This is a genomic window from Tunturiibacter empetritectus (assembly GCF_013410875.1).
GTDB classification, from domain to species: Bacteria; Acidobacteriota; Terriglobia; order Terriglobales; family Acidobacteriaceae; genus Edaphobacter; species Edaphobacter empetritectus.
The window spans coordinates 1,600,110-1,626,950 of record NZ_JACCCU010000001.1 but is presented as its reverse complement, the minus strand read 5'-3'; the positions used below and the strand labels follow the sequence as shown (position 1 = coordinate 1,626,950).

The 26,841-nt window shown below is 59.7% G+C and carries 22 protein-coding genes; 15 read left to right on the top strand and 7 right to left on the bottom strand.

Annotated elements, in window-relative coordinates; all coding sequences use genetic code 11:
• The first annotated feature begins 53 nt into the window (after positions 1 to 53).
• Together HDF08_RS06905 and HDF08_RS06900 are read left to right on the top strand one after the other, a co-directional pair.
• Positions 54 to 1,178, top strand: a complete 1,125-nt coding sequence (locus HDF08_RS06905) for a PP2C family protein-serine/threonine phosphatase (protein ID WP_179637780.1) — start codon at positions 54 to 56, stop codon at positions 1,176 to 1,178.
• Positions 1,179 to 1,409: 231 nt separating this feature from the next.
• Complete coding sequence (locus HDF08_RS06900) at positions 1,410 to 2,543, top strand: acyltransferase family protein (protein ID WP_179637779.1); 1,134 nt, start codon at positions 1,410 to 1,412, stop codon at positions 2,541 to 2,543.
• On the opposite strand, the gene HDF08_RS06895 is transcribed toward HDF08_RS06900, so the two are convergent.
• Positions 2,473 to 3,000 carry a thioredoxin domain-containing protein gene (locus HDF08_RS06895; protein WP_179637778.1) on the bottom strand — a complete coding sequence of 176 codons (528 nt, stop codon included), beginning with the start codon at positions 2,998 to 3,000 and terminating at the stop codon, positions 2,473 to 2,475. The genes HDF08_RS06900 and HDF08_RS06895 overlap by 71 nt on opposite strands.
• A 351-nt stretch (positions 3,001 to 3,351) precedes the next feature.
• Between HDF08_RS06895 and HDF08_RS06890 the strand changes: the two genes are divergently transcribed.
• Together HDF08_RS06890 and HDF08_RS06885 are read left to right on the top strand one after the other, a co-directional pair.
• Entirely contained in the window at positions 3,352 to 3,801 is a 450-nt protein-coding gene (locus HDF08_RS06890; RefSeq protein WP_257030899.1) for a hypothetical protein, read from the top strand.
• Between the two features lie 424 nt (positions 3,802 to 4,225).
• The gene (locus HDF08_RS06885; protein WP_179637777.1) at positions 4,226 to 5,110 is read left to right on the top strand and encodes a purine-nucleoside phosphorylase; all 885 of its coding nucleotides are present in this window, start codon (positions 4,226 to 4,228) and stop codon (positions 5,108 to 5,110) included.
• A gap of 304 nt (positions 5,111 to 5,414) precedes the next feature.
• Here the strand turns inward: HDF08_RS06885 and HDF08_RS06880 are convergent, their stop codons facing one another.
• The 3 genes from HDF08_RS06880 to HDF08_RS06870 all read right to left on the bottom strand — a co-directional run bounded on the left by HDF08_RS06880 (position 5,415) and on the right by HDF08_RS06870 (position 7,937).
• Positions 5,415 to 6,248, bottom strand: coding sequence for a lysophospholipid acyltransferase family protein (locus HDF08_RS06880; protein WP_179637776.1), 834 nt, complete (start codon positions 6,246 to 6,248; stop codon positions 5,415 to 5,417).
• Complete coding sequence (locus tag HDF08_RS06875) at positions 6,235 to 7,047, bottom strand: GNAT family N-acetyltransferase (RefSeq protein WP_179637775.1); 813 nt, start codon at positions 7,045 to 7,047, stop codon at positions 6,235 to 6,237. The genes HDF08_RS06880 and HDF08_RS06875 overlap by 14 nt, the downstream gene beginning before the upstream one ends.
• Before the next feature lie 95 nt (positions 7,048 to 7,142).
• Positions 7,143 to 7,937, bottom strand: coding sequence for a lysophospholipid acyltransferase family protein (locus tag HDF08_RS06870; protein WP_179637774.1), 795 nt, complete (start codon positions 7,935 to 7,937; stop codon positions 7,143 to 7,145).
• 74 nt (positions 7,938 to 8,011) lie between these two features.
• Here HDF08_RS06870 and HDF08_RS06865 point away from each other — a divergent pair, with 74 nt between their 5' ends.
• Positions 8,012 to 8,575, top strand: a complete 564-nt coding sequence (locus HDF08_RS06865) for a DUF2062 domain-containing protein (RefSeq protein ID WP_373563130.1) — start codon at positions 8,012 to 8,014, stop codon at positions 8,573 to 8,575.
• Positions 8,576 to 8,580: 5 nt separating this feature from the next.
• Here the strand turns inward: HDF08_RS06865 and HDF08_RS06860 are convergent, their stop codons facing one another.
• Positions 8,581 to 9,504, bottom strand: a complete 924-nt coding sequence (locus tag HDF08_RS06860) for a S1/P1 nuclease (protein WP_257030897.1) — start codon at positions 9,502 to 9,504, stop codon at positions 8,581 to 8,583.
• A 170-nt stretch (positions 9,505 to 9,674) separates the two neighbouring features.
• Positions 9,675 to 10,979 (bottom strand): nicotinate phosphoribosyltransferase, encoded by a 1,305-nt coding sequence (gene pncB / locus HDF08_RS06855; RefSeq protein WP_179637772.1) that lies wholly within the window; start codon positions 10,977 to 10,979, stop codon positions 9,675 to 9,677.
• 174 nt (positions 10,980 to 11,153) lie between these two features.
• Between pncB and HDF08_RS06850 the strand changes: the two genes are divergently transcribed.
• The 6 genes from HDF08_RS06850 to HDF08_RS06825 all read left to right on the top strand — a co-directional run bounded on the left by HDF08_RS06850 (position 11,154) and on the right by HDF08_RS06825 (position 17,848).
• Positions 11,154 to 12,443 (top strand): PP2C family protein-serine/threonine phosphatase, encoded by a 1,290-nt coding sequence (locus tag HDF08_RS06850; RefSeq protein WP_179637771.1) that lies wholly within the window; start codon positions 11,154 to 11,156, stop codon positions 12,441 to 12,443.
• 137 nt (positions 12,444 to 12,580) lie between these two features.
• Positions 12,581 to 13,495: an alpha/beta fold hydrolase gene (locus tag HDF08_RS06845; RefSeq protein ID WP_179637770.1), complete on the top strand. Its 915-nt coding sequence runs from the start codon at positions 12,581 to 12,583 to the stop codon at positions 13,493 to 13,495.
• Positions 13,496 to 13,675: 180 nt separating this feature from the next.
• The gene (locus HDF08_RS06840; protein WP_179637769.1) at positions 13,676 to 14,743 is read left to right on the top strand and encodes a 1,9-bis(guanidino)-5-aza-nonane synthase; all 1,068 of its coding nucleotides are present in this window, start codon (positions 13,676 to 13,678) and stop codon (positions 14,741 to 14,743) included.
• A gap of 319 nt (positions 14,744 to 15,062) precedes the next feature.
• A complete protein-coding gene (locus HDF08_RS06835) occupies positions 15,063 to 16,766 on the top strand; it encodes a response regulator (RefSeq protein ID WP_179637768.1) in 1,704 nt (567 codons plus the stop codon).
• A 73-nt stretch (positions 16,767 to 16,839) separates the two neighbouring features.
• A complete protein-coding gene (locus tag HDF08_RS06830; RefSeq protein ID WP_179637767.1) occupies positions 16,840 to 17,214 on the top strand; it encodes a response regulator in 375 nt (124 codons plus the stop codon).
• A gap of 316 nt (positions 17,215 to 17,530) precedes the next feature.
• Complete coding sequence (locus HDF08_RS06825) at positions 17,531 to 17,848, top strand: Hpt domain-containing protein (protein WP_179637766.1); 318 nt, start codon at positions 17,531 to 17,533, stop codon at positions 17,846 to 17,848.
• Positions 17,849 to 17,957: 109 nt separating this feature from the next.
• On the opposite strand, the gene HDF08_RS06820 is transcribed toward HDF08_RS06825, so the two are convergent.
• Positions 17,958 to 20,720, bottom strand: a complete 2,763-nt coding sequence (locus HDF08_RS06820) for a DNRLRE domain-containing protein (protein WP_179637765.1) — start codon at positions 20,718 to 20,720, stop codon at positions 17,958 to 17,960.
• A gap of 345 nt (positions 20,721 to 21,065) precedes the next feature.
• On the opposite strand from HDF08_RS06820, the gene pgm reads away from it, so the two are divergent.
• From pgm to HDF08_RS06800, 4 genes are all read left to right on the top strand, one after another.
• Positions 21,066 to 22,730, top strand: coding sequence for a phosphoglucomutase (alpha-D-glucose-1,6-bisphosphate-dependent) (gene pgm / locus HDF08_RS06815; RefSeq protein ID WP_179637764.1), 1,665 nt, complete (start codon positions 21,066 to 21,068; stop codon positions 22,728 to 22,730).
• Between the two features lie 258 nt (positions 22,731 to 22,988).
• Complete coding sequence (locus HDF08_RS06810) at positions 22,989 to 24,542, top strand: hypothetical protein (RefSeq protein ID WP_179637763.1); 1,554 nt, start codon at positions 22,989 to 22,991, stop codon at positions 24,540 to 24,542.
• 139 nt (positions 24,543 to 24,681) lie between these two features.
• Positions 24,682 to 25,737: a class I SAM-dependent methyltransferase gene (locus HDF08_RS06805; protein WP_179637762.1), complete on the top strand. Its 1,056-nt coding sequence runs from the start codon at positions 24,682 to 24,684 to the stop codon at positions 25,735 to 25,737.
• A gap of 127 nt (positions 25,738 to 25,864) precedes the next feature.
• Complete coding sequence (locus HDF08_RS06800; protein ID WP_179637761.1) at positions 25,865 to 26,245, top strand: HPF/RaiA family ribosome-associated protein; 381 nt, start codon at positions 25,865 to 25,867, stop codon at positions 26,243 to 26,245.
• Positions 26,246 to 26,841 lie beyond the last annotated feature (596 nt).

Sequence of the window (26,841 nt, the reverse complement as noted above, 5' to 3'; positions counted from 1 at the left end):
AGAGAATGCAGTAACTGCGCGTCACAACGGGAGAGACAGGAGAGCTCAGCACGATGGCATTCCTCAGAAGCAGTAAAAACACTGCCGAGTACAAACAACAAGTTCAAACCGAAGAAATAAAGACCACTGGGCTGCTCAACCTGGTCGTCGTCCTCGCTGTGGTCTCCGTCGCCTACACGGACTGGATCGTCGTAGCCAACATCTCCCTCGGCTATCTTTACGTCCTTCCCATCGCCCTCAGCGCCTTCATCAACCCTCTTCCCATCACCATCGGACTCGCGGTCCTGGGTTCCATATTGCAAGAGCTCTACGGCCCCATCGGCGACAACACTCACGTCAGAATCGTCCGCTTCATCATTAGCCTTGCCGGCTTTCTCATTGTTGGGTTTCTTGTCAGCCTTATCGCAAAACAACGCGGCCGCCTTGCCGCCGAGGTGCGACGCCAACGCGACGAATACGAAGACGATCTCCTCCTCGCCGCACAAGTCCAGCGCCAGGTGCTATCCAAAGCTCCTATCGTTCCAGGGCTCGAGCTCGCTGCCTTCATGCAGACCGCCCGGCTCCTCGGTGGCGACTATTACGACTTCTTCCAGATCTCCGACGAAATAGTCGATGTCGTCATAGCAGACGTCTCCGGCAAAGGGGCCGCCGCCTCTCTGCTCATGCCCTCTCTCGCCGTTGCCCTGCGTCTTCGTGCGCACGAGCTAAGCGGCCCAGCCGCGATCCTCAAAGATCTCGACGAGTGCCTCAAACAAATCACCCGTCCCGCTACCTTCGTCACCATGTTCTACGCCCGGTTCAATACGAAACTCCGCATACTGGAGTACGCCAGCGGAGGCCACAACCCACCTCTGCTCCTGCGAACCAGCAACTCCCAATCCATGCTTCTCGAGGAAGCCGGCCCCATCATGGGCATCTTGCCTGACACCCAGTTCTCGAACACGATCATCACCCTCGAGCCCGGCGACATCCTCGTCTTCTACACCGACGGCGTCACCGAGCAGGAGAACGAAAGCGAAGAAGAGTTCTCGTTCGAGCGTCTTACAAAACTCATCCTGGACAAAAGTTCAGAGCCAGCCACCACCCTGGTAACCGACATCGCCGACGCCGTCTCCGCCTTCGCCGGCCCCAAAGAGCAAACCGACGACCTGACTCTGGTCATCGCCAAACTCCTCTAGGCCTGACCGCCCTCCTCACGAAGTACCGCTCTCTGTGCAATTGGTTTCATTCCCGGCATCGCTGTCAGCTCTTTCTCGAAACAAAGAATTCATCGACGCTGCGGAGGCTTCGCGATAGACTTTGACGACCGAAGCTATCTAGCACTACCGGCAGTTAATCGGCAACGACAAGTTTGGTTGGAGGGCGGAGCTTGGGCTGCGTCGCTAACCCGCCTCACCTTAAAGGACTTGATGCAAGAATTGACGACTTCCGGCTCCTCTGTAGGACGCCTGCACCATCTGGACGCCTTGAGAGGATTAGCCGCGACTGTGGTGGTCTTCAATCATGTCCGCGTAATCATGACGTGGGCTACTCTTCCATTTATCTTCGGTCCTCTCTTCGCTGGCGGGAAGTGCGTTGTGCTCTTCTTTGTCCTGAGTGGCTATGTCCTTTCGCTTCCTTTTTGGGTTGGAAAGCAGCTGCCGTATGGACGATATCTGACCCGCCGTCTATGCCGGATTTATCTGCCATATCTCGGCGTAGCTCTGTTGGCAGCGTACTTCGCCTCAAAGTTTGGCGGAGCCAAACTCCCTCTGACACAGACGTACTACGATACCTGGCATGAACCGATCACACGAAAACTCGTTCTGCATCAACTTGTGTTTGGCAGTGGTGGAGTAACTCCGCAGCCACTTAGCATGGGTTTTTGGTCTCTAAAATTTGAATTGGCCATTTCGTTCTTCTTTCCTTTACTGTGCTGGGCCTTACGTGGCCCAACACTGATCGGCTTAGCGGCTGCACTTGCTCTGGGCTTCGAAGGAGCACGGCTCCCCGGTGACTTTGGTGGGCTTGTGATGTACACAGGAGCCTTCATGATAGGCGCCCTGGCCGCGAAGGAGAGAGAACGGATCTACTTGTGGTTTCGTGGAATCGGCACACCCATGCGCTATCTGCTGCTTGGCCTGGTGGTCGTAGGATTTTATGCGGGCGAAAGTAAGAACTTCATCAACGTTCTGGCAGCCTGTGGCGTCATTGTTATCGCGGATTGCAGCCGCGTTCGCGGTTGGCTCTCCCGGTTTTTCTTCGTCTACCTTGGCAAGATCTCCTACAGCCTCTACCTGCTGCATGGAACGGCCCTGTTTCTCTGTTTCACTCTGCTCTACACCAAAGTTCCTTCGGCCATCGTGATCTCCGCATATCTTGTCAGCGCATTCACAGCGGCGCACTTCTACGCCAAATATGTAGAGGAAGGCTCGATTGCGCTTGGCCGAAGGCTAACTCGTGGTAAGCAGAGGAAGCTGAAGCCTGAAGATCTCACCCAACCAGCCGCAGATAATCCGGTTCATCCGCAATCGTCCGATACCGAAACTGCCGCACAATCTTAGGCCCCTTCAAAAAGAAGAGCCCTTGCATCTGATGGCCGTCTTCTTTGATCGCCCCGATCCCATGCTTGAAGATCGCACCCTTCAACCACCCAATCCACACCGAAGGTTGCAACAACGTCAGCGCCGGATGCATCCTCGGCAGCGCAAACACAGGCAGTTGATAAACCACCGCCTCCGGATCGCTCACCCGCTCCACATCCCCCAGACCGTAATACTCGAAGAACGGCTTCGCACGCTCCGGCGTCCCCAGATGCACAAACACCGGTCTCACCCCGCGCCGCGCCAACTCACCACGAAGATCTGCAACATCACTGATCGCCTGACGACAAAAAGAGCACCCAAAGTGTCGCAAAAAAACCAGCAACATAGGCGAAGCCTCCGCCAGCGCCAGCAGGCTCGCGCCCGACTCCGCATGAATCGAAGCCAGCACCCCCGCCACCTCGTCCGCAGAGCTCATACCCCTCCAACCATCAGCCTTGCCCGATCATTCCTTCGTTGGATCGAACGTTCATGCTGAAACTTCGCTCTTCTCATCGTCTCCAGAACACTACACCCAAGGCCCCGCCTCCCGCTTTCCTGTCAAGCAGTCTGAGTCCTAACACGAAAGAGTTAGCAGAGTCCCCCACAACTTCGAATAACGTTGGTCCTGTTCGCATACGTACTTCTCTCTCTGTGCAACTAACCTCTGAACTTCATGACTCGTAAACCTCTACCGCGCCTCACTCTCCTGTTGACTCTGCTTACCGTGGGCTGCGCGCAGCAGGTAGTGGCACCGCCTCCCCCTCCGCCGCCCCCACCAGTAGTGATATTGAAAGTCACAGCCGCCAAGAAGATCTTTCTTTCTAATGGAGGTGTTGACCACGGGTTCAACCAATTCATACCTGGAGGACCGAACGTCACCTACGATGAGCTGTATGCGTCCCTCAAGCAGTGGGGCTACTTCCAGTTAGTCGACTCTCCGAGCCAGGCCGATCTTATCTTTGACATCAGCTCAAGCACCATCGTCCATGAATCCATAATAAAACCCGGTGGGAACGTGAACATAGCCAGTGACACGACGGAGGCCTATATCCCGACCTTCACGCTGTCCATCTACTCCGCTTCGAAGAATGATCAGTTTTATTATTCGATCGTCATGCCTGCCAACCTCGGAAGCAACAAAGCAAAGACCGCGATTGCCTTCACGCAATCCATCGGTGTACTGACCGACAAGGTCAAGGCTCTGGTAGCCGTTCCTGCACCACCGCAAAATCCTTAGCGTCATCCTCCCGCCACCGTCTCTCACCACGTACCCGCCTCTCTCGACTAGTGTTTTTCCTGTCAAGCCCCCTGCACACCCAAAAAACAAAATAAATCCGCCCTCACCTCCACAAAACCACCGTCAATCCAGCCTTTCCGCACTCTCAACACGCAAAAAATAAATCCCCAAACCGTGGCGCATTTACCCACTCCAACTCGGTAGACTTATAACAGGTATGAATTTTTGCCGAAACCGGATCGAGCCAGCTTTGTGCAGTAGCCTCTAAGTCCTTTGACTGGACGAATTTAGCCGTAACCCTTTTGTTATGACGATTTTGCAGGGAGAGATAGCCAGCAAGTCTATGATTCTGAATAAGTTACACGCCGGTAATGAGGGGGGGTACCCCCCCTCGGAACTATAACCAGGAGTTGCAAGGACTGCAATGAGCGAGACCAGCCAGACGACCGACCTCTACACCAGGGCCCAGGCCGCCGCCGCCTGCATCCGCAGCAAGACCCCGCTCCAGCCCGCCATCGGCATCATCCTCGGCTCCGGTATCGGCAACTTCGCCACCCACGTCAAGTCCGCCACGCGCATCCCCTACGCCGACATCCCTCACTTCCCCCAATCCACCGTCCAGGGCCACTCCGGCCACCTCGTCCTCGGCCTGATCGCAGGCGTCCCCGTAGCCGTCATGCAGGGCCGCGTCCACGCCTACGAGGGCTACAGCATGGAGCAGGTCACCTTCCCCACCCGCGTCCTCGGCCTCCTCGGATGTAAAACTCTCATCGTCACCAACGCCGCCGGAGGCATCCGCACCACCCTCGCCCAGGGCTCCATCGTCGCCATCTCCGACCACATCAACCTCACCGGAACCAACGCCGCCCTCGGCCCCAACGAACCCCGCTTCACCGTCCTCGAAACCCCAGCCCAGCGCTTCTTCGATATGTCCACTGCCTACTCGCTCCGCCTCCGCACCCTCGCCATCGAAGAGGCTGCCCGCCAGGAGTTCCTCCTCACCGAAGGCGTCTACCTCGCTGTCCTCGGCCCCAGCTTCGAGACCCCCGCCGAGATCCGCGCCTTCCGCACCCTGGGAGCCGACCTCGTCGGCATGTCCACCGTCCACGAGGTCATCGTCGCCCGCCACATGGGCATCGAAGTCCTCGGTCTCTCCCTCGTCACCAACATGGCCGCCGGAGTCCCCGCCTATGGACGCGAGACCGCTGACACCATCGACCACGAGGACGTCATGGAGACAGGCAAGCGCGTAGAAAGACAGTTCACCAACCTCCTCAACGCCCTAATCCCCCAGATCGCCGTCGAATAGTGAGTAGCAGATAGGACTAGGAAACGCATGATCAAGTTCTATTTTGAAAGGGCGGGACTTTAGTCCCGCCACAAAATCGAACCGAGCAATGCGACTTTAGTCGCTGAGGGAATGCTATGTACTTAATCAGAGCTTGCCTTAGTCGTAATGACATCTGGTCCCGTCATTGCATAAGAGAGTTCTGTTAGGAACCAGATGCGAGTCGAACGGAAAAGCTTGTCATACTGAGCGCAGCGAAGAACCCCCGCATTCGCCTTTGTTCTTGCTGTTGCACGTTTGGTTTCACTAACTAACTCTCAACCGCCTAAAGCGCTCCTACCAACTCGGAGTCGTGCTCCCACACACTCACCCCAACCTTCAGCCCCTCATACATCTCCGCCACCACCCCCTGCGCCGCCTCTGACAGCACAAACCGGTCCGCCCGCTCGACAATCTCCTCCCCAAACCTGATCTTCGCCCGCAGCCCCCTCAACCCAAGAAACCGGAACATGTGCGGCGTAAACTTCATGTCCCCCCACCAGCACACATCCTCACCCACCGTCGCGCTTCCATTCACTACATGAGAATCAAGCGAATACCGCAGCGCCGAAACCCGCAGCGCAACCCCACCATTCAACACCGAGTGAAACAGCCCCCGCCGAAACGGCAGTACCTCTGCACCATCGGTCGTCGTCCCCTCCGGAAAGAACAGCACCGGCAAGCCGCTCCGATAAGCCTCCGCCATCGCCCGATTCACACCCGGATACGTCTTCGGCCCACCGCCCCGCTCCACATACACCGTCCCCGCCTGCGCCGTCAGCCAGCCCAGCAGCGGCCATCCACGCACCTCCGTCTTCGCCACCATCACGAACGGCTGCACCGAACTGTACAGCAAAATATCCAGGTAACTCAGGTGATTCGACACCACCGCCCCGCCCGACGGCACCGTCCCCTCCACCATGCACTCGAACCCCAGCACCCTCACAATCCGCCGGCACCACCCATGAATCCAGACCGCACCCTCAGCCCCCACCCTCGGGTGCCGGATCCAGCAATCCACCACCGCCGCCGCCAACAGTCCCACAAACAAGACGCCACGCAGCACCGAACGCAAAAATCGCCACACAGCGACCGCCACCCTCACCTCAGCACCCCTCAAGAAATCTCTTCGCCACCCTCGGATGCAGCGTCTGCAGATCCAACAGCGTCAGAAAATCGATCGTCTTGAAGTCTCGATCGATCGCCGGCTCACTGCAGATCTTCGCACCAATCGTCAGGTAAGCCCGCAGCAGCTTCGGAGCGCGAACCTCCGTCATCTCAACCTTCGCAGCCGGCAATCGAAACGAAGCGGCAGCAACCGTCAACAGTGAAGGCTCCACCATGCAGCCGCGCAGCGACTCATACACAGCATGGCCCATCTCCGCATCCTGCGACGTCAGCGAGCAGCACCCCATCATGTACCGCCCACCATTCACCAGCGCATACCGCGCAATCCCCCTCCACAGCAGATGCAGCACCTCCGACGACCGATGCTCCCGGTGGATGCACGCCCGGCCCAGCTCCACAATCTGTGCCCGCATCGCCTCATAAGGCTTGAAGCAGAACTCCTGTTCGCTGTAGTACCCAAAGTACTTTCCCGCCACATCCCCCATCTGCATCCGGTATGTCCCGACAATCGCGCCCGTGCTGCGCTCCTGCACAATCATGTGGTCGCACACATCATCAAAGTGATCTTTGTCGTACCCATCGGCATAGGCCGACTCCAACCCTTCATTCATCTCCAGGTTGAACACCAGAAAGCGCAGCCTGTACGCCGCGGCCCGCTCCCCCTCACTCAACGCCAGCCGCACTACATAATCTCCTGCCTCCAGTCGAATATCCTTCTTCGACGGCAGCTCCGGAGACACAGCCTTATTCGGAAGAAGTGCGATAGACCCAGACTCAGTGACTGTAAGCATCGACTCTCCTTGCAAGCCAGGATTGTGGTGCGTTCGATGTCAGTCTGCGTCCTCTTCTGTTACAGAATGTTCACGTCAAATGAACATTCGTTGAATCAAAAATGGTGCATCTCCCCCGCCACCTGCTCCCCTTCCCCAAAGGTGTTAGTTCTCAACGCAGCCACCGCCGCCCTGGCCTCCACAGCCGCCTGCTTCCGGTGCAGCGCATCGCTCGAAAACTCCATCGGCCTTTCTGCGAACCGCACCTTCGCGCTCACCCCATGCAGCCCAAGAAAGGTGAAGACATGCCCCAGCATATTCCGGTCGCCCCAGTAGCAGACGTCATCCGCAACGCTCACACCCGGTCCGTTGTCTTCCCCAAGTTCATAGCGAAGACAAGCTGCAGTAACCGGAGCACCACCATCAATCGCCTGCGCCAGCAGCCCGCTATGAAACTTCAACAGTCCGCTTCCATTGCTCGTCGTCCCCTCAGGAAAGAACACCACCGGCAATCCCGCGTCCACCGCCGCCTGCATCCCCGCCCGCGCTCTCATGGCCGACCCGCCATGCCCGCGCTCCACATAAACCGTTCCCGACATCGTCGTCATCCACCCCACCACCGGCCATTTTTTAATCTCCGCCTTCGACACAAACACGCAAGGGTGCACCGCCGCAAACACCACAATGTCCAGATAGCTCAAGTGATTCGAGATCACCGCCCCGCGCTCAGGAAAACTCCCCGCAACACTGATCTCAATCCCCAGCCCCCGCATCGCACTCGCACAAAAGCGATGCAGCCAAGCAGCCCGCGCCTTTCGTGTCGACGGCCGCGTCAGCGCCAACTCCGCACCGAACCTCACGAACATCCCCACCATCCAAACACTCCGCCAGGCAGCCCGAAAAAAGTTCACCAGATCCAATCCTCACTCGCATTGAAGCTGCACTTGTTGAACGAAGCCTCATCGCGCAGTCTATCCTGTCAGCAGTGCAGCCAAGCGAATCCAATCTCAAAGTCAACCGCGAAGTCCCCGAACCCGTCCATCACAATTGGCTCTATCGCCGCGTCGCCCTTCCCGTCCTCGCGCTTCTTCGTATGGGAGCATCGCCGGAAAAACTAGCCTGGAGCCTCGCCGTAGGCCTCCTCATCGGCATCAACCCCATCCTCGGCAGCACCACCGTCCTTTGCCTCGCTGTAGCTTTCGTCCTGCGCCTCAACATCGCCGCCTCCCAGCTGGGCAACCACGTCGTCTATCCGCTCGAAATCGTCCTCGTCATCCCGTTCATCCGTCTCGCCAGCCGCGTCTTCCACACCGCCCCCATGCCCCTCTCGGCAAACGAGCTGCTTCACGCCGCACGCGAGCATCCCCTCGCCCTCTCCCGTCAGCTCTGGTTATGGGAGTGGCACGCCTTCATCCTCTGGGCTATCTTCGCCGCAATCGCAATCCCAATCATCGCGCTCGCGCTCACCCCACTCCTGCGAAGACTCCTCAAGCGCGTCGAGCACCACCAGTACCCCCTGCTCTCAACCGCGACGAACTCAGAAGAGTAACTCGTCTAGTCCGCATACTTCGATAGCGGCAACGGCTCAGCGCTCTTCACCCACGCGGAATAGATCATGTCCCGCAACTCCGTAGCGCCAGCCGCCAGCCTCTCCTCAGCAAATGCCTTCCCCTCAGGCGTTCCCGCGCCAGCAAACGCACCAGCCTTCTCCAGCTGATACGTCTTCTCCACCAGTGAGTTCGTATGCCGCAGATAGGCCATGTAGTCGGTAAACACATCCCCCAGCACCACCGGCTTCTCCGCGATCAACGGAGCAACCTCTCCCGGCTTCACATTGGCAGACACAAAAATAGACTCGAACATCGCATGAATCTTGTGCTCGGTCGTATACCCATTCGGATTCGGCCCCGTCCACCCGTTGTACTGAATCGTCGTATGCAGCGGCTGCGACCCATCCGCGACATAGTGCCCCAGCCATCCCGCCAGAAACACAATCTCGCACTCCGAAGGTTTTGTATCTTTGTGGTCTTCCTTCAGCTTCCGATAATCCCGCATAGCGCTCTTCAACCGCTCCCACACTTCAGCGGTCACATAAGGCTGCAGCCCAACCTTCTCCGGCGTCAGCGCCAGATCCAGATGCGACTTCTGCGCAAACTCAAGCGCACGCACATAGTCATACCGTTTCCGCGGCAGCTCCCCAATCAGGTCGGCCCACTCCAGATCGATATAGTGCTCCGGAAAACCCGCCGCATTCAGCTCCGGCTCCAGCGGCGACTTCCACCGGTCCGGCTCCGGCCCATAGTATTCCAGCGCATCCAGCGCCTGCTTCGATCGTAAAAACTCCGGCACATCCGATGGCAGCGCAGCCCCTGCCAATCGGTTGATCATCATGTGCCCCTCCCTGCCCCACGCCAAACTCTGCTGAACCGTCATCACCGGCAGCAAAGCCATCGCAGCCGCAATCCTCACTAAACCCATACCTCTCATCATGCAAAAAGTATACGTGTCTCGCATCAACCAAAAGTAACCCGACGAGCAACGCGAGGCCCACAGCACTCACATCACCAAAACAAGGTATACAAGTCACGAAGTGACCGCCCCGCGCGGAGCGGGCCCAGCCGGCAGGCCACATCTTTTAAACTAAAAAATTAAACCGTAACCAAAGCCCCCATCACCGCCACACTCCCAAACACCCGCCGATACCGAGCAATCTCCTCTACCGGCCCAGTAGACTTCCGCGCATTATCCGACAGCTTCACCGCCGGCCGCCCCCCCACCGTCATCAGCTTGCACACCAGGCTGATCGGCTCCAGCGCAGTCTCGCCCCGCGGATGGCATCCACGGAAATCATTCGTCAGCAACGTCCCCCAGCCAGCGCTAAACCGTATCCGTCCATGAAAGTACTCATGCAGCCGTAGAATATCCTCCACATCCAACCCATCGGACGCGATCAGCCGTTTCTTCTTCGCATCCCTGCCCCGCTCCGTCAGCCAAGCAACATACTCATCCCCAGCAACAAAAGGGTCCTTACTATCGCACCGCTGCCCCGTCCAGTCCGCCACCCAATCCGGAGCTCCAGCCAAGAACTGCGTCGTCCCAAACGTATCCGGCAACATGATCAGCAACTCGCCACCATAGCTCTTCTGCCAAAGCTCCAACACGCGATACTGCGACGCGTGCAACTCCTCATCATCGTTCGCCAACGCCGCCATCGCCATCGGCAGCTCATGCGCGTTGGTCCCCATCGCCTCCAGGTCATGCTTGTAAGCAAGAAAAGTATTTGACGTACCCGACAGACTCGGCCCCAGCGCCATCCGCATCACCTCAACCACATACTCCTGCCACAAAAAACTATGCCGGCGCCGCGTCCCAAACTCCGAGATCCTTATCTCCGGCACCTCCCGCAGCCGTTCCATCTTCTCCCAGAGCTTCGTCTTCGCCTGCGCATACAAAACATCCAGCTCCAGCTCGCTCAGCGTACTCAACGCCGCCCGAGTCTTCATCTCACTCACCAGCGCCAGCCCATAGACCTCCCACATCGTCACCTCGGTCCACAGCCCCTCAAACCGCACCACAATCTGCCCATCGTGCTCCGTCACCGTGTAATCCGACAGCCGAAAGTCCCTCTCCAGCCACTCCAGAAACGCCGGCTCAAAGATCGACCGCGTCCCATAGAACGTATTGCCCGCCAGCCAGATAATCTCCGACCGCCGAAACCGCAGCCCGCGCACATGCTCCATCTGGTCCACCAGCATAGCTATCGGAATATGCTCCGACAGCCGCACCGACACCGTCCTGTTTGTAACCTCCGAAGTCACATGGATCTTCGGAAAGTTCTTCCAGATAAACTGCAGCATCAGCAGCTTGTAGAAGTCCGTATCCAGCAGCGACCGCACAATCGGGTCCAGCTTCCAGTTATGGTTATGGGCCCGCTCCGCAAAGTTAACATTCATCCCAACAGTCTCGTCTCCAATTCACTTCAAAGCAACTCCCTCCCCTTGGCCCATCCGTTGAGTCCAAGTGGCCCTGTACATCGAATCGGCAAAGGGTTGATGATGATCACGTAACTCCAGCAATCGCCCAGCCGCAGCGGAAAAACGGCACACCTTCGCAAAGGGAGCAACCACGTGAAGCCCGAACCCCAGGCAACCTCCTCCGCCCGCATCTTCGCCGAACAGGCCGAGCGCGAGTGTCCAGAGTGCCCCTACCTGCGCATCTTCAAATCCACCGTCTACGTCCGCAACCACGACAAAAGCCTCAAGTTCTACGTCGACCAGCTCGGCTTCAGCATCGTTGCAGACGCCCACTTCGACTTCGACGGCCGCTGGGTCGCCGTCGCTCCTCCCGACGGCTCCGCAGTCCTAGCCCTCATGGCGCCCAGGCCCGGCACAGAGAACTACAAACTCATCGGTCGCAACACCCAGATTGGCTTCATCTCCGAGGACATCGACACCACCTACGAACTTTGGCGCAACCGCGGCGTTCGCTTCCATCACCCGCCCCAGCAGACCATCTTCGGCGCCACCGTAGCCGGCTTTTACGACATCGACGGCAACTCCTTCGAACTCCTCGCCTCCAGCCAGATCAGCCGCGAGATCGAGCGCCAGCGCAACAACGCCATCGAGAAGATCGAGGCCGAGCGCCGCGCCGCGCAGGAGTTTGAGATCGCCCGCCAGGTCCAGGCCCGCCTCTTCCCCCAGACCCTTCCCCCGCTCGAAACCCTAGACTACGCCGGCGTCTGCATCCAGGCCCGTCACGTCGGCGGCGACTACTACGACTTCCTCTCCCTCGGCCACGGCCGCCTCGGTCTCGTCATCGGCGACATCGCCGGAAAAGGCATCGCCGGCGCTCTCCTCATGGCCAACCTGCAGGCCAATCTCCGCAGCCAGTTCACCCTCGCCCGCGATGAGCCCCACACCTTCCTCCAATCCGTCAACCGCCTCTTCTACCAGAACACCACCGACAGCGCCTACGCCACCGTCTTCTTCGCCGACTATGACGACACCGCCCGTCTCCTTCGCTACGCCAACTGCGGCCACCTCTGCGCCATCATCCTCCGCCACAACGGTGACGTCGAGCGTCTCCACTCCACCGCAACCGTCCTCGGTCTCTTCGAAGAGTGGCACTCCCCCATCGTCGAATGCCAGCTCGCCCCAGGAGACATCTTCACCCTCTACACCGACGGCGTTACCGAATCCTTCAACGACTCCGAAGAGGAGTTCGGCGAAGACCGCCTCATCGCCGCTCTCGGCCGGCACTCCAAACTCGCGCCCCAGGCCCTCCTCTCTGCCATCATCGACGAGATCAAGACCTTCAGCACCCACGAGCAACACGACGACATCACCCTCATCGTCGCAAAGTGCACCTCTTCAAAACTCTCCTTCGCGCCGAACACAACTGGAGCTAGGCCGATCTAGCCGGAACGACTCGAAGTCTCCCGGCAATCAACGCGATCGTCCCGCCCATGACATCTGTCACCTCACTTCAGTGACGTGAGCCACTAACAACTAGGCAACGAACCCGGCACACTGAAATCGTTCGAAGGAGCTCAGCCATGACCACATCCCGCACAACCTGCCGCCTCGTCATCCTCATGCTGATCCTGGCTGGCATCCTATTGTTGAAAAAGCCAGTCTTTGGCCAGGCCATCACCGCAGCGCCCACCCGCTTCTCCGTCGTCATCGAAGGCGTCGCCCCCGGCAAAGGCCCCGACGTCCTCCTCATCCCCGGCCTCGCCAGCTCCCGCGACGTCTACGCCGCCGAAGCAAAACTTCTCACCGCAACCTATCGCCTTCACCTTATACAGATCGCAGGCTTCGCTGGCGAACTCTCCGGCCCCAACGCAAACGGTCCTATCCTTACCCCCGTGGTCGAGCAGCTCCACCAGTACATCCTCATCAACCACCTCCAGCCAATCCCAGTCATCGGCCACTCCATGGGCGGCCTCTTAGCCCTCATGCTCGCCCAGGCCCATCCCGAAGACGTCAGCAAGCTCCTCATCGTTGACACCCTCCCCTTCTACGGACTCGTCTTCGATCCAGCCGCCACCGTAGAAAGCGTCGCACCCCAGGCCAAGGCTGCCCACGACCAGTTCGTCGCCATGCCCAACGACCAGTTCGCCGCATCCAGCCCCCTCTATACCAACCGGCTCGTCAAAGATCCCGAAGGCCAGCGCCTGGTCTCAGCCTCCTCCATCGCCTCCGACCGCACCGTCTTCGCCAACGCCATGCTCGAAGACCTCGGCACCGACCTCCGTCCTCAGCTAGCCACAATCAAAACTCCGATGACGCTTCTCTATCCCTATGAAACCGCGGAAGGCCCAGCCAACCAGGTCACCGCTCTCTACACCACCGCCTACGCCGCCAAGCCCAACCTGAAGATCCTCCGCATCGATGACTCCCGCCACTTCATCATGTACGACCAACCCGCCGCCTTCGACAAAGCCGTCCAGACCTTCCTCAAGCCCTGAAGAAGTCCCGCGCCGACCAAAGGGAGGACCCAGGCAGCCGACCCACCAAGACCGGTATACGCGTCACGAAGTGACCGCCCCACGCGCAGTGGGCCCGTCCGGCAGGACACAAGCCCCTCGTATGAAATTCACATGAAATCCCGCACTGTTACTAGCCAAAATTGATATCCTGTAGGAGCCATGCCTACAAAAAAAGAACTTCTAGCCCGCCCCATTCAGCATCTCGACCTCAAGCAGCACAACGTCGTTCCCCTGGTCGACGCGATGTCCCAGATGGCCTACTCCGCGCGTGACACCGCCCGCGCCGCCAACATCTACGACATGATGCTCCGCGACAGCGACTGCGGCGTCATCCTCTGCCTCGCCGGCTCCCTCATATCCGCCGGCCTTCAAAAGATATTTGTCGACCTCATCCGCAACAACATGGTCGATGCCATCGTCTCCACTGGCGCCAACATCGTCGATCAGGACTTCTTCGAGGCCCTCGGCTTCAACCACTACGTCGCCGGCGACGAGTACAAGTACGGTGCAGGCGATGCCGAGCTCCGCGAACTCATGATCGACCGCATCTACGACACCTTCATCGACGAAGAAGAGCTTCGCCAGTGCGACGAGATCACCCACCAGATCACCAACTCCCTCGAGCCCAGGCCGCACAGCTCCCGCGAGTTCATCCGCGAGATGGGCGCCTACCTCAGCAAAAACGGCAAGACCCCGCAAGCTGGCGGCCGCGACTCCATCGTCCTCGCCGCCTACGAGAAGAACGTCCCCATCTTCTGTCCCGCCTTCTCCGACTGCTCCGCAGGCTTCGGTCTCGTCGCACATCAGCACGCCCGTCAGGGCAAGCCTATGGTTTCCATCGACTCTGCAAAAGACTTCTACGAGATCACCCAACTGAAGATCGCCAACCCCACCACCGGCCTCCTCATGGTCGGCGGCGGCGTCCCCAAGAACTTCGCCCAGGACATCGTCGTAGCCGCCGACATCCTCGGTGTCGAAGCCTCCATGCACAAGTACGCCATCCAGATCACCGTAGCCGACGCCCGCGACGGCGCCCTCTCCGGCTCCACCCTCAAAGAAGCCTCCAGCTGGGGCAAAGTCGACCTCACCTACGAGCAGATGGTCTTCTCCGAAGCCACACTCGCTCTACCCTTGATTACCGGTTATGCCTTCCACAAGAACGCCCAGGCGTCCCGAAAAGGGAAAAAATGGACCACCATTCTTGACCAGGTTCCCGTAACCGCATAAACCCTATAAAACCCCATAAAGGCCGCCTTTTCCCGCGAAAAGACGGCCTTTTTTATGCCAATCTTCGGCTTAAGTGCTTTGCCTCCAATGTTGTCATCTCTGATAACCCACTGAGGTGTTATTCCCACTGCAACTATTTTTCTGGCATCCTCACCCTTAATTCAGAATATCTCCGCAGAACGCATCGGGTTCGGGAGGAGTATCTACCGGGATCTAATCCAAGCTGCGTTTTAACACGTACGTGCTATAAAGCTTCCAACGGTTACCGAATACAGTTACCAACTAGTGGCATTAGAGTTACCATAGGTCACCGGCAAAAATGCATATCTTTCCTCTACTTGGCTACCTCTCGCTCCTCACCACCTCCGCAGTCTTGCTCGTCGCTTTCCTGCGCGTCCAACGCACCAACCGCGACCTCACCGACCAACTGACGCAAGCTCGAGAGCAGCAGCACCAGCACACCCTTCAACTCACCCACCGCTCCGAGCTCGACACCCTCAAAGACGAGTTCATCTCCACCGTCTCGCATGAGCTCCGCACCCCACTCACCAGCATCCGCGGCGCCCTCGGCCTGCTCTCCTCCGGCATCATCGGCGACGTAGACGCCAAAGCCCTCAACCTCCTCCGCATCGCCGTCACCAACACCGACCGCCTCATCCGCCTCATCAACGACATCCTCGATCTCGAGCGCATGGAATCCGGCCGCGCTCCCCTGCAAATTCGCCGCTGCTCCCTGCGCGATCTCGCCCAGCAGGCCATCGACACCATGACACCCATGGCCGACGCCAACACCGTTCATCTCGCGCTCGAACCTTCCACCGTAGCCCAGGCCGCCTATCCCGAAGCCCTCTTCTTCGACGGCGACGCCGACCGCATCCTCCAAGTCCTCACCAATCTCCTCTCGAACGCAATCAAGTTCTCACCCGCAGCCTCCACAGTGCGCATCCACACCGAAGCCGCCTCCGACTCCATCCTCCTCAAGGTCGTCGACGAAGGCCGCGGCATCCCCTCCGACAAGCTCGACAGCATCTTCGACCGCTTCCAGCAGATCGAACCCTCCGACGCCCGCCAGAAGGGGGGCACCGGCCTCGGCCTCGCCATCTGCCGCAGCATCGTCCAGCAACACAGCGGCTCCATCTGGGCGCAACGCAACCTCGGCCCCGGCACCACGCTCTACATGATGCTGCCCCGCACCACCCGCGCCACCGACGTCGCCGTCCCCGCTCAGCTCCCCCCACGCGGCGAGGGCGCCATCCTGGTCTGCGACGACGACGCCGGCATCCGCACCGTAGTCGCCGAGCACCTCACCCGCCAGGGCTACACCGTCGTCGAAGCCAGCTCCGGCGAACAGGCCCTTATCCTCGCCGCCGAGCACCACGTCGAAGCCATCCTTCTCGATCTCTACATGCCCGGCCTCAGCGGATGGGAGACCCTACAGCGTCTCCGCAACAACCCCATCACCGCCAACATCCCTGTCGTCGTGCTCAGCGTTCTCTCCTCTACCCTCCGTCCCCAACTCACCGGCGACGCACAGGGCTGGGTCCAGAAACCCTTCAACGAAAATCTCCTCTTCGCCGAGCTAGGCCGCGTTCTGCACCAGGGCGAAGGCCCCGCCTACGTCCTCCTCGTCGAAGACGACGAAGACCTCGCCAGCGTCCTCACCGCCAGCTTCCAGGATGCAGCCGTCCACGTCGATCACGCCGCCACCCGCCAGCAGGCCATCCGCCAGTGCATCACGCGCCCGCCCGACCTCCTCATCCTCGACCTCACCCTCCCCGACGGCGACGGCTTCTCCCTCGTCGAGTGGCTCCGCCAGCAACCCACCCTGCGCACCATGCCGCTGGTCGTCTACTCCGGCCGCGAGATGTCCGAAGGAGAGATGGCCAAGCTCCGCCTCGGTCCCACCGAGTTCCTCACCAAGGCCAAAGTCCAGCCCCAGGAGGTCGAAGAGCTGGTCCTCTCCATGGTCCACCGCCTCCGCACCAAGTTCGCCGACCTCGCCACCGCAGGCCCCGCCGCCTAGCAACTAACACCCACACGCGAAGCCACGTAGACAACTCCACGAACTCTTGTCGCATGAGAGAATAGACTCGCTCATGCGACGCATTCTCATAATCGACGACGAAGATGACATTCGCGAGGTAGCCGCGCTGTCCCTCGAAGCAACCGCAGGCTGGCAGATCCTCACCGCAAGCTCTGGTGCCGAAGGCATCGACATCGCCTCTGCCGAACAGCCCGACGCCATCCTCATGGACGTCATGATGCCCGGCGTCGACGGCCCCACCACCTTCGCCAGAATGCAACAGACTCCAGCCATCGCCCACATCCCCGTGCTCCTGCTCACCGCCAAGGTCCAAGGTGTAGACCAGCGACGCTTTGCCGGACTAGGCCTTGCCGGAATCCTCTTCAAACCCTTCGATCCCCTCACCCTTGCCGATCAGATCTCCACGGCTCTCGGCTGGGCAAACTAACACTCTGTCGCTAAAGAAGCACTGCAAACTGCCCCGTCACGCCGCATGGAGCATTTTGTTGTCATCTGCACGGAGCATTTTGCCATTCGCACACAAGCTTTGCTGTCATCCTGAGCGCAGCGAAGGATCCCGACGAATCCTGACCCTGCCCTAACCGCTTGTCCCTTTCAAACCACATTACCTACGTATCAAGGCATGACATCCAGGCCATGACATTCGTTCCACCTATCCGCCAATCCGCAGTAAACTACCCGCATGCTTTGGCAGCCAACTGGGTTCGATCTTCCACCGGCACGCCGAGCTAAGCCACTTCACTATGAAGAAAGCTGATCAGATCGACAACGTCCTCGCCAGTCTCTGGAAGAAAAACCTTCCAACCCTGCGCGAACGTCTCGACCTGCTCGACCGCACTGCCTCCCTCGCAGCCTCCGGCACCCTCCCCGAAGAACCCCGTCTCGAGGCCTACAGCATCGCCCACAAGCTCACCGGCTCTCTCGGCATGTTCGGCTATCAGCAAGGCACCGACATCGCCCGCCAGATCGAGCACATCCTGAAAGCCCCCACCCCCGCCCAGCTCACCACCCTCCCCGCACTGGCAAAAGACCTCCGCACCTCTCTCTCCGAAGGCCTGTAATGGCCGGCACAAGATCTTTCTTCGCGACCAGCGGGAGCGCCACCCGAAGGGGGTACACAAGTCACGAAGTGACCGCCCTCCGCGCAGGAGGCCCGTCCGGCAGGACACATCAGTTACAAGCCAGTGCCATCCACATCCCAGTAGCCGTCCCACTCGCACCCGTCACCGTAAAGTCCACAAAGTTCCCCGCCGCCACTGTCACATTGCCCTCCTGAATACACGACGCACCCGGAGCAACCGTACAAACCAGCGAAGTATTCGCCATACTCCCCGGCGTCCCCTGTCGCAGAATCACATTCACCGTGTTTATCGTCTCACGCGAAAACACACTCAACTGCGTCGCCGTACATCCCGCCGGAACCCAGGTCAAAACAGCGTCGGTCTCCGTCGAAGCGTCCACGGCACTATTCACCGAATGAAACAGCAGATTGAACGACACCGAGTGATACACCGAAGCAAACGGTATCCCACTCGTCCCCGCCCCGCCCCCCCCGCCCGTCCCATTCGCCCCCGCCGCGCCCTGCGGAATCGTGAAGTTCAACACCGCAGCACTTCCACTCCCGACATTGGTCACGCTCGCCTGCGTCCCCGCAGCACCCGTCGTCACCGTCCCCACGCTCACAGAAGCCGCAGCCCCAGCCGGTCCTGTGGCTCCCGCGCTTCCATTCTGCGCCAGCACAGCCCACACCGCCGGCGAAATATCTGGCTCCGAACCAACCGACCCGGTCGTCGCCAGATAAGTCGAACCCCCATAACTGACCACATCATTCGCGTGATAAGAAACCGCAGAACTCCACGGCCCGCGAAACGTCACGCCTACCGCCCCCGCCGGCCCAGCAGGACCGGCCACTCCCGGTGGACCCTGCACTCCCGTCTGACCCTGCGCCCCCGCTGGCCCAGTCGAACCCGCTGGCCCTGCGACACCCGCCGGTCCAGCAACTCCCTCTGCTGCCAGCACCGCCCACTGCGAAGGACTCAGCGAAGGGGTATTCCCAACATTCCCCGCCACCAGCGAAACATAAGTCGATCCATTGAAGCTCACAGCATCATGCAGCGCATAGTTCGTCGATGAGGCATAATTCCCCGTATAGTTTGCCACCGGAGGCCCCTGCGGCCCCGTAGCGCCCGTAGCCCCCTGAGTCCCTGCCGCTCCAGCAAACCCAGCCGGACCCTGCAATCCCTGCGGACCCGCCGGACCCTGCGCCCCGGTAGCTCCCGTAGCCCCAGTAGCGAACACCGACCACTGCGCCGGACTCAAGCTCGGAGTACTTCCAATATTCCCCGCCACCAGCGAGACATAAGCTGACCCGCCAAACAGCACCCCATCCCCCAGCCCATAGTTCACCGCAGACGAGTACGTCCCTCGAAACGCCATCCCCACCGGCCCCGCAGGCCCCTGCGGACCCATCGGCCCACTCAGCCCCTGCGCCCCTGTAACTCCCGTCAAACCCTGCGCCCCAGCCTGCCCCACAATCCCCTGCAGACCCTGTGGACCCGAAGGTCCATTCGGCCCCACCGAACCCGGCAATCCCTGCGCCCCCGCAATCCCCTGCGAACCCTGCGCTCCCGTAGGCCCCGCCGGTCCCTGCGCCGTCAACACTCCCCATTGCCCTGGACTCGCACTCGGCGCATTCCCGTGATTCCCATTCAGCAGCGAAGCATAGCTCGCTCCCTGCCACAGCACCACATCTCCCAGCGCATAGTTCGTCGTCGAAACATAAGCGCCCTGATAAACCAACCCCGGCAGCCCCGGAGCACCCGCCCCTCCCGTAGCCCCCGTAGGCCCAGCAGCCCCGGCCGGTCCAGTTGGTCCGGTCAACCCCTGCAACCCCGGCGCCCCCGCAGGACCCGCTGGCCCCTGAATCCCCACCGCCCCCAGCGCCAGCACACCCCACTGCCCCGGACTCATCCCCGGAGTATTTCCACGGTTCGCCGCAATCAGTGAAACATAGCTCGACCCCTGATAGGTCACCACAGCATTCAGCACGTAACTCGTAGTCGCGGCATAGGTCCCCACGTAAGCCAGCCCAGCCGTTCCCCCACCACCGGAACCAGTCCCCGCCTGCGCCAGCACCGCCCACTGCGCCGTAAGCCCCGGCGTATTACCCTTGTTCCCCCCGGTCAACGAAATAAAACTCGACCCCGAGTAAGTCACCACATCATCGAGCGCATAGGTCGAACCCGCAGCATACGCCCCCTGAAAGCTCAGCCCCGGCGAACCAACTGGCCCAGCCTGTCCAGTAGCTCCCGTAGCTCCCGTCGGTCCCGCAGGCCCGGCCGGCCCCGTTGCCCCGGTCGCCCCCGTCGCTCCACCCGAGGCCAGCGCTACATCGAGCACCGCGGCATGCCCCGTCAGGTCGTTCTCTTTGCTGTCGAACTGCACCACCGCCGTCCCCGCCGTCAGAGCCACCCCATTATTGGTCGTCGGAGCACTCACCCATCCCTGCACCAGCCCCGTCACATCCACCACCACATAAACCCCGGCCTGCCCCACCGGCACCGTCTTCACCGCACTCCCCAGCAACGGCAGCGTCGCATACGTCACGCTGTACTCCCCCCAGCTCCCGTTCACCGGCTGCACGCTCACCGAACCCGTCGTATCCATCCGATTGCAATAAAGCCGCAGCGTCGCCCGCGACACCTGAGAAGCTGTAGTCCCCGCCGGCAGCATCGAAAGATCAAACTGCAGCAGCGCCGTATATCCGCCGCCCACATTCAGATTCGAGATTGTCCCGCTATTCACCGCTGGCCGCGCACTGTTCACATGGGCGTCCGCCACCAGCGTCGCCTCCACCGCAGACGCCGGCAGAGCCGCCGCCCACAACCCCGCAACCCCTAGCCCGTGTAGCAGAATCCGTCGTACCTGACCCATCCAACCCCTCATGGACAGGCCCCGCGACGCACCCTTGCGCCAAACCAGACCAGCCATCGTTTCCACGATCAATACTCAACAGCGCACGTCGAAGCCGGCTAGAAAGCGGCCCAGCAGCGTTACAAAACAAACAACCCGGATCATTCCCGTTTTAGGCTAAGACCACCCAAAACACAAGCACCTTCAACTGCGACTTCCGTGTCAATCCCGGCTCTCCCCCGCAAACCCGCGCCATACATCTTCCACACACCCGCATCCCATATAGTGTCAATGGGTCAGATAGAGCCAAAGGGTCAAAGCAAAGGTCACAACAATCAACCAGCACACCAAGAAGGACAAGACGGTATGAGCAATCCAACTCAGACTCCCAACCAGCCCGGCCAGCTTCCCCTCCCGGCCAACCTGGTCAATCTCTCCCGCCTCATCACCGCCTACTACACCCTTCATCCCGACCCCGCCATCCCCGTCCAGCGCGTAGCCTTCGGGACCTCCGGCCACCGCGGCAGCGCCTTCAAAACCGCCTTCAACGAAGACCACATCGCCGCCATCACCCAGGCCATCGTCGACTATCGCCACAGTCCTGAGAACGCCCAAAAAGCCACCGGCCCCCTCTTCCTGGCGCAGGACACCCACGCCCTCTCCGAACCCGCCTTCGCCACCGCCCTCGAGGTCCTCGCCGCCAACAACATCGACGTCATGGTCGACACCGACCTCGCCTACACCCCCACCCCCGCTCTCTCCCACGCCGTCCTCACCTACAACGCGAAGCACAAAGATCATCAATCTGACGGCATCGTCATCACCCCCTCCCACAACCCACCAGAGGACGGCGGCTTCAAGTACAACCCACCCAACGGCGGCCCCGCCGACACCACCGCCACCAAGTGGATCGAGAACCGTGCCAACGACATCATCGCTGCAGGCCTCACCGCCGTAAAAAAAATCCCCTACACCCAGGCCCTCAACGCCCCCACCACCCACCGCCACGACTACATCACCTCCTACGTCGACGATCTCGCCAACGTCATCGACTTCGAAGTCCTCGCCGGCACCACCCTCAAGCTGGCCGTCGACCCGCTAGGAGGAGCCGGCGTCCACTACTGGCCCCGCATCGCCGATAAGTATCACCTGCCGTTACAAATCCTCAACCCCAACGTTGACGCCACCTTCCGCTTCATGACCACCGACTGGGACGGCCGTATCCGCATGGACTGCTCCTCCCCCTACGCGATGGCCAGCATGATCGCCAACAAGCAAAAGTACGACGTAGCCTTCGCCGCCGACACCGACCACGACCGCCACGGCATCGTCACCCGCACCACCGGCCTCCTCAATCCCAACCACTACCTTGCTGTGTGTATTCAATACCTCTTCACCCACCGTCCTCAGTGGTCCGCGCAGGTCGGCATCGGCAAGACCCTCGTCTCCTCCAGCATCATCGACCGCGTAGCCAAAGGCCTCAACCGCCCGATGCTCGAAGTTCCTGTAGGCTTCAAGTGGTTTGTAGACGGCCTCATCGACGGCACCCTCGGCTTCGTCGGCGAAGAGTCCGCCGGCTCTACCTTCCTCCGCCGTAATGGCCAGGTCTGGACCACCGACAAGGACGGCCTCATCCCCGGCCTCCTCGCCGCCGAGATGACCGCCCGCACCGGCAAAGACCCCGGCCAGCTCTACATCGAACTAACGGAAAGATACGGCAACCCCGTCTACGAGCGCATCGACGCCGCAGCCACCAAAGAACAAAAAGCCAAACTAGCCAAACTGTCGCCGCAACAAGTCACCGCAAAACAGCTGGCTGGCGAGCCCATCACCGCCATCCTCACTGAAGCTCCCGGCAACCACGCCGCAATAGGCGGACTCAAGGTGACGACTGAGAATGGTTGGTTCGCCGCACGCCCCTCCGGCACCGAAGACGTCTACAAGATCTACGCCGAATCCTTCAAAGGCCTCGACCACCTCAAACAAATACAAACCGAAGCTCAGGCCCTGGTCACCGCCGCCATCTCCTAAGTCGTTGTAGACCAACTAATCCGCGCAATAGAGCAACAAGCTGTAAAAAACAGTTGTTTATAAGACTCAAAGAGGTACGAAATCCAGCTTGTCCTTCGTCTAACCTCTGCTATAAAAAGAGCTGAGTAGACGGCTCACGGTGAAACATATGATATGAAACTGCGTCCATTCATACTCAAGCGTTAAAAACTGGAAGCGCAGTCTACACCCAGAAAATAGCGTACGAAGCAATGTTGAAGATTTTCTGGGAGACACAATTTGGTAGTTTTATCCGTTGACTCAGCAGCCTACGAAACCGCACCGGCTACTCTCGACCGCTCCAGCAACAATGTAAGAAATAGAGTCATCCCCCTCACGGCTCTCGCCTCAGCCACCTTCCTGCTCCACGGCTATCATCCCTACTCGCAGGATGGAGCCATCTACGTCGCAGGACTCGAGCGAACCATCAACCCCTCGCTCTTTCAAGCCGACGCTATATTCGTCGACGGCCACAGCAGGCTCTCCCTCTTCTCCCATCTCCTGGCCTGGATCTCCATCCACGCCCACCTTCCCTTCAATATCCTTTTGTTGTTCCTCTACAGCCTCTCCATCTTTGCCTTCCTCTTCGCCTCTCATCTCCTTGCCATGCGGCTCTTCCGTTCGGAGTACGCCCGATGGAGTGGCACCCTCCTCGCCGCCGTCTGCCTCACCATGCCCGCCGCAGCCACGTCTTTGCTGGTGGCAGATCCCTATCTCACCGCCCGCTCGCTCTCCACCCCGCTCACTCTGCTCGCCATCGTCGCCTGCCTCGATCGCTCCTGGACCCGCATGGCCGTCTTCACCCTTCTCGCCTGTGCACTTCATCCGCTCATGGGCATCTACCTGGTCGGCTTCCTCTGCACGCTGATGCTGCTCAACCAACGTCGTGCACTCGCCGCCACAGCTCTCTGCGGAGCCGCCTTCCTCCTCTGCGGCCTCATCGCCTGGATCACCTGGCACGACCCCATCTCCCCCTACTACCGCGAAGCCGCGCTCAGCCGTAGCTACTACTTCCTCTCCCGCTGGCAAGACGAGGAGATCCTCGGCCTCATCGCCCCGCTTCTCCTCATGGCCTTCGTCGCCATAAAGTCCGGCCTCCGCTCCAACACCGGCAAGCTCTGTCTGGCCTGCGTCTTCACCGGAGCCACAAGCTGCCTGGCCTCCCTCTGCTTCGTCCACCCCAGCCACCCCGGCCTGCTCATGCGCCTTCAGGTGCTGCGAAGCTTTCACACCATTTACGTCCTCGGCCTCGTCATGCTCGGCGGCTTCATCGGCCGGCACATCCTCCGGCGAAGGGTCCTGCCAGGAATCGCCGTTCTCATCATTGCCATCGCAGGAATGGCCTATGGCGATAACCAGTCCTATCCCGTCTCCTCGCACATCGAATGGCCCTGGGAGCGTCCATCCAGCCCCGAGGAGCAAGCCTTACTCTGGGTCCGCACCCACACGCCCCCGCAGGCCCTCTTCGCCTCCGACTCCACTACAACCCATAGCTCCGACGACGAACCCGGATTCCGCGCCATGGCGGAACGAAGCACCCTCAACGACAGCAAAGACGAGGGAGTCTCCTCTCTCTTTCCTGCACTGGCTGCCGTATGGGGTCCCTATCGCGACGCGCAACTAGGTCTGAATCACCTCACCGACGTCGAAAGGACGGAGCGGCTGCGCCCCTACGGAGTCACCTGGCTCCTCCTCTCCCCCCAGGCAGCTACCGCCTTCTCCTGCCCCTACCGCAACTCCGCCGTAGCCGTATGCCAACTCAACACGGTACCCGCAACCCTCGCAAAAAAATAATAGACCCGCTTCTCGGTTTGCCGGTGCACTCTTTTGCTGCACAACCCATATCGTCTTTTTAATCAAAAAGTCGAACTGAGCTTCGCGATCCAGGTCCGCTTAGGACTACTATTATGGCCTGCTTCGGAGGGCAGACCCTATGGCATTGGATATGGAAAAACTCAATGCATTTGTTGGGCGCTTTGTCGGCGATCTCGGAGCAACAGCACACGCAGGCATGGTGGTTATCGGGGAAAAACTCGGTCTCTACAAGGCACTCTCCAGTCAGCCGATGACCTCCGCCGAGCTTTCGGCCAAGACCTCAACCGATGAGCGTTATGTCCGTGAATGGCTCGCCTCGCAAGCCGCCGGCGGATACGTCACCTACGACGAGAAGGCAGGCAAGTTCAGCCTGTCTGAGGAACAGGCCTTCACCCTGGCGAACGAAGACAGCCCGGCCTATCTCCCCGGTGCCTTTGAACTTGCACTCGGCTCTCTTGCAGCGGTTCCACGAATCACCGAGTCGTTTCGCACAGGTGCCGGAATGGGTTGGCATGAGCACGACGAGGGTGTCTTTCACGGATGTGAAAAATTCTTCCGGCCTGGCTACGCAGCCAATCTCGTGAGCTCCTGGATTCCTTCGCTCGACGGCATCCAGCAAAAGCTCGAATCAGGGGCTCGGGTCGCCGACGTGGGCTGCGGAAAAGGTGCCTCCTCAATTTTGATGGCGCAGGCATTTCCTAACTCCCACTTCTTCGGATTCGATTATCACGACCAATCCATTGCTGGAGCTCGCGACTCTGCGAAGCGGCAAGGACTCGCTGACCGTCTTACGTTCGAAGTCGCCAAAGCCAAAGAGTACCCTGGAACGGACTACGACTTCGTCACGGTCTTCGACTCTCTGCACGACATGGGTGATCCCGTCGGAGCCGCAACCCATGTCCTGCAGTCTCTCCGCAGCGACGGCACCTGGATGATCGTTGAACCCTTCGCCAATGATGATTTAAAGGACAATCTAAATCCTGTAGGCCGGGTCTACTACTCGTTCTCAACCCTCTTGTGTACGCCTTGTTCCCGATCGCAGGAGGTCGGACTTTGCCTTGGCGCGCAATCCGGAGAAGCCCGCATCCGCGACGTCGTAACCAAAGCAGGCTTCCGTCGATTCCGGCGAGCTGCGGAGACCCCCTTCAACATAGTCTATGAAGCTCGTCCCTGATCGAAGTACCTGATTGACAATCAAAAAGTTTTGCACAACTTGCTAACCTCGCAGCCTCAAAAACCCAGCCACTTCTTGCGAACTCAATGCGTCTAACCTCGCATGTAAGTGAGAAGGAGTTTAACGAATGCAGATTCAGATCAGCAGCGATAAAAACATCTCCATGCATAAAAAACTCTCCAACCTGATCGATTCCGACCTTCATCGGATCCTCAACCGATTCAAAGACGAAATCACCCGCGTTGAAGTCCACCTCAGCGACGAAAACGGAGACAAGTCAGGAGCTCAAGACAAGCGCTGCCGCCTGGAAGTCCGTCCTAAACGCCATCAGTCGCTGGCCGTCACCAACGACTCCTCCGACATTCCCACCGCCGTCACCGGTGCCGCCGCCAAGATGCAACGGCTTCTGGTCAGCACCTTCGGCCGCATCGAAGACAAAAACCGCGGCCTCACCACCAGAACCAGCGGCGAGGGCCAGAACCTCGTCCTGAAACCAGAAGCCATCTAAAACCTCCCAAGGGGGGAGTCATCCCCCCAACGGGACCAGCGACACCAACAAATGTGCTGTCGCATTACTCTGCCGTCACCTGCTCCCGACGTCCAAACCTTCCCCCCTCAAACAAAAGTCTTCACCTCGACAGAAGCTGTACACAGTCTCATCGTTGCGGGTGCCCCATCCTTTCGCAGTCTCATCGCGATAGGGTGGGGTATTCGCGCAAAAGCGCGAACCGCAGTTCGTCTTCGCCTGCCTGTTCTCCCCAATCCAAAAAGCCGCATCATCTCGACCAAAGCTGTTCACACTCTCACCGCGAACAACGCAGCGGAAAGCCCCCGCATCTCGCCGTCAGCCCAACCCGTTGTGGGTGCCCCATCCTTTCGCAGTCTCATCGCGATAGGGTGGGGTATTCGCGCGAAAGCGCGAACCGCAGTTCGTCTTCGCCTGCACCTGTTCTCTCCAATCCAAAAAACTCCGTCATTTCGACCAAAGCTGTTCACACTCTCACCGCGAACAACGCAGCGGAAAGCCCCGCATCTCGCCGTTAGCCCTTCTCAAAAACCCAACCCGTTGCCGCCCAGCATTACGCAGAAAAACCGTCCCCAAAA

Excerpts from the sequence above, each read along its gene's own strand:
- HDF08_RS06905 (WP_179637780.1), top strand. The coding sequence starts at position 54 with ATGGCATTCCTCAGAAGCAGTAAAAACACTGCCGAGTACAAACAACAA.
- HDF08_RS06900 (WP_179637779.1), top strand. The coding sequence starts at position 1,410 with ATGCAAGAATTGACGACTTCCGGCTCCTCTGTAGGACGCCTGCACCAT.
- HDF08_RS06895 (WP_179637778.1), bottom strand. The coding sequence starts at position 3,000 with ATGAGCTCTGCGGACGAGGTGGCGGGGGTGCTGGCTTCGATTCATGCG.
- HDF08_RS06885 (WP_179637777.1), top strand. The coding sequence starts at position 4,226 with ATGAGCGAGACCAGCCAGACGACCGACCTCTACACCAGGGCCCAGGCC.
- HDF08_RS06875 (WP_179637775.1), bottom strand. The coding sequence starts at position 7,047 with ATGCTTACAGTCACTGAGTCTGGGTCTATCGCACTTCTTCCGAATAAG.
- HDF08_RS06860 (WP_257030897.1), bottom strand. The coding sequence starts at position 9,504 with ATGGGTTTAGTGAGGATTGCGGCTGCGATGGCTTTGCTGCCGGTGATG.
- pncB (WP_179637772.1), bottom strand. The coding sequence starts at position 10,979 with ATGAATGTTAACTTTGCGGAGCGGGCCCATAACCATAACTGGAAGCTG.
- HDF08_RS06845 (WP_179637770.1), top strand. The coding sequence starts at position 12,581 with ATGACCACATCCCGCACAACCTGCCGCCTCGTCATCCTCATGCTGATC.
- HDF08_RS06840 (WP_179637769.1), top strand. The coding sequence starts at position 13,676 with ATGCCTACAAAAAAAGAACTTCTAGCCCGCCCCATTCAGCATCTCGAC.
- HDF08_RS06835 (WP_179637768.1), top strand. The coding sequence starts at position 15,063 with ATGCATATCTTTCCTCTACTTGGCTACCTCTCGCTCCTCACCACCTCC.
- HDF08_RS06830 (WP_179637767.1), top strand. The coding sequence starts at position 16,840 with ATGCGACGCATTCTCATAATCGACGACGAAGATGACATTCGCGAGGTA.
- HDF08_RS06825 (WP_179637766.1), top strand. The coding sequence starts at position 17,531 with ATGAAGAAAGCTGATCAGATCGACAACGTCCTCGCCAGTCTCTGGAAG.
- HDF08_RS06820 (WP_179637765.1), bottom strand. The coding sequence starts at position 20,720 with ATGGGTCAGGTACGACGGATTCTGCTACACGGGCTAGGGGTTGCGGGG.
- pgm (WP_179637764.1), top strand. The coding sequence starts at position 21,066 with ATGAGCAATCCAACTCAGACTCCCAACCAGCCCGGCCAGCTTCCCCTC.
- HDF08_RS06805 (WP_179637762.1), top strand. The coding sequence starts at position 24,682 with ATGGCATTGGATATGGAAAAACTCAATGCATTTGTTGGGCGCTTTGTC.
- HDF08_RS06800 (WP_179637761.1), top strand. The coding sequence starts at position 25,865 with ATGCAGATTCAGATCAGCAGCGATAAAAACATCTCCATGCATAAAAAA.